General features: G+C 70.4%; 1 protein-coding gene. It reads right to left on the bottom strand.

The features are described from left to right. Positions 1-139 precede the first annotated feature (139 nt). The gene (locus AC07AG_RS42580) at positions 140-1,717 is read right to left on the bottom strand and encodes an acyl-CoA carboxylase subunit beta (protein ID WP_478762585.1); all 1,578 of its coding nucleotides are present in this window, start codon (positions 1,715-1,717) and stop codon (positions 140-142) included. Between the last annotated feature and the right edge of the window lie 474 nt (positions 1,718-2,191).

The raw sequence follows: 2,191 nt of genomic DNA on the forward strand, positions 1-2,191 counted from the left end.
ACTGCCCGCGTCACCCACCCCGCGCACGCGCCCCTGGCTCACCCCGCGCCCCCGGCCGACCCCACGGCTCTCTGCCCCGCCGCCTGACCGGCCCACGAGGGTGAGCAGGACGACAGTGACGCGGCAAGCTCCGCCGGGGTCACTGGGGCTGATTCCCGTGCTTGCGGGAGGGCTGCGCCACGTACTTGGTGCGCAGCATCGAGAGAGCGTCTATCAGCCTCACGCGGGTCTCCGCGGGGTCGATGACGTCGTCCACCAGGCCGCGCTCGGCCGCGTAGTACGGGTGCATGAGCTGATCCCTGTACTCCTTGATGCGCTGCTCGCGGGAGAACTCGGGATCCTCCGCGGCCGCGATCTCGCGCCGGAAGATGACGCCCGCTGCGCCCTCGGCCCCCATCACCGCGATCTCGTTGCCGGGCCAGGCCAGCGACACGTCCGAGCCGATGGAGCGCGAGTCCATGACGATGTACGCGCCTCCGTAGGCCTTGCGCAGGATCAACTGGATGCGGGGAACCGTCGCGTTGCAGTACGCGAAGAGGAGTTTGGCGCCGTGCCGGATGATGCCGCCGTGCTCCTGGTCGACACCGGGCAGGAATCCCGGCACGTCCACCAGCGTCACGAGCGGGATGTTGAAGGAGTCACACATCTGCACGAAGCGGGCCGCCTTCTCGCTGCCCTTGATGTCGAGGACCCCGGCGAGCGAGGCGGGCTGGTTGGCGACGATGCCGACGACATGGCCGTCGAGGCGGGCCAGGGCGCACACGACGTTGGGCGCCCAGAACTCGTGCACCTCGAAGAAGTCGCCGTCGTCGACGCATTCCCCGATGACCTTCCGTATGTCGTACGACTTCTTGGCGTCGGACGGCACGAGGTCGTGCATGGCCGGGGTCAACCGGTCGGGCCGGTCGGCGCAGGGCTCCGACGGCGGCTGCTCACGGTTGTTGGCGGGCAGGAAGGACAACAGGTAGCGGACGTCAGCGAGGCAGCTCGCCTCGTCGTCGTAGGCGAATCCCGCCACCCCGGTGACAGTGGCGTGGGCGTCGGCGCCGCCCAGACCGTCCTGGCTGATCCGCTCCCCGGTGACGGCCTGCACCACGTCGGGACCGGTGACGAACATCTGCGAGGTGCCGCGCACCATGAACACGAAGTCGGTCAGCGCCGGGGAGTAGGCCGCCCCGCCCGCGCACGGGCCCATCATCACGCTGATCTGCGGTATGACCCCGGAGTTGTGCACGTTGCGCCGGAAGATCCCGCCGTATCCGGCGAGCGCGGTCACCCCTTCCTGGATGCGCGCCCCGGCGCCGTCGCACAGGCCGACGATGGGAGCGCCCGCCGTGGCGGCCATGTCCATGATCTTGTGGATCTTCTCGGCGTGCGCCTCTCCGAGGGAGCCACCGAAGATCCTGAAGTCATGGGCGTAGGCGAAGACGGTACGTCCGAACACCCGGCCCCAGGCGGTGACCACACCGTCGGTGTAGGGGCGCGTGTCTTCCAGGCCGAAGCCGCTCGCCCGGTGTCTGCGCAACCCTTCGACCTCGGTGAACCGTCCGTCGTCGAAGAGAAGCCGCAGCCGCTCCCGGGCCGTGAGCTTGCCCTTGGCGTGCTGCGCCTCGGTGGCCTTGTCGCTGGGCCCCCGGCGCATGGCGTCACGTCTGGCCTTGAGTTCGGCGACGGTGCCGCGCTGCTGCCCGGCCGGCCTGTCGTCCAGAGCCGTCATGAGCTTTCCCCTTCCGGCCGTCTTGATGAACCACCAGCTTCTGCCGTGCCGCTCGAAGACGGTTAGAGCACCTGACGGCGCCGCGCGGGCTCTCCAGCACCCCGCGAGCACCCGTCGAGCGCGATGCGCGATGCTCGCAGTTGTGACCTCCTACGCGTGCCACAAGCCCGCGCGGAGCACCGAACCGTCCGCCGGCGCCCGCATCCCCCGAGGGCGCCGGCGGGCCTTCTTCATGCCCACCGCCGGTTCGGTGAGGGCTTTCTGACGAGCCATCAGCCGCGTGCTGTGCAGCTACGCGGCCTCCATGAGCTCGGCGAAGAACGCGGGACGCGCAGAGTGTGGCCACGCCGCCCGCCTCGGGTCCGCGCGCCGGTGCACCGAAGGAACGTTCAGGAGGCGTGGCAGGGGTCCCCGGGGCAGGGCAGGGGTGCGGAGGGGGCCACGGTCGCGCACAGGGCGAGGGGCGCGGGCAGC

This window comes from Streptomyces sp. NPDC044044, from assembly GCF_056434405.1.

Bases quoted from the DNA above. Each gene is read 5' to 3' on its own strand.
- AC07AG_RS42580 (WP_478762585.1), bottom strand. From the start codon at position 1,717: ATGACGGCTCTGGACGACAGGCCGGCCGGGCAGCAGCGCGGCACCGTC.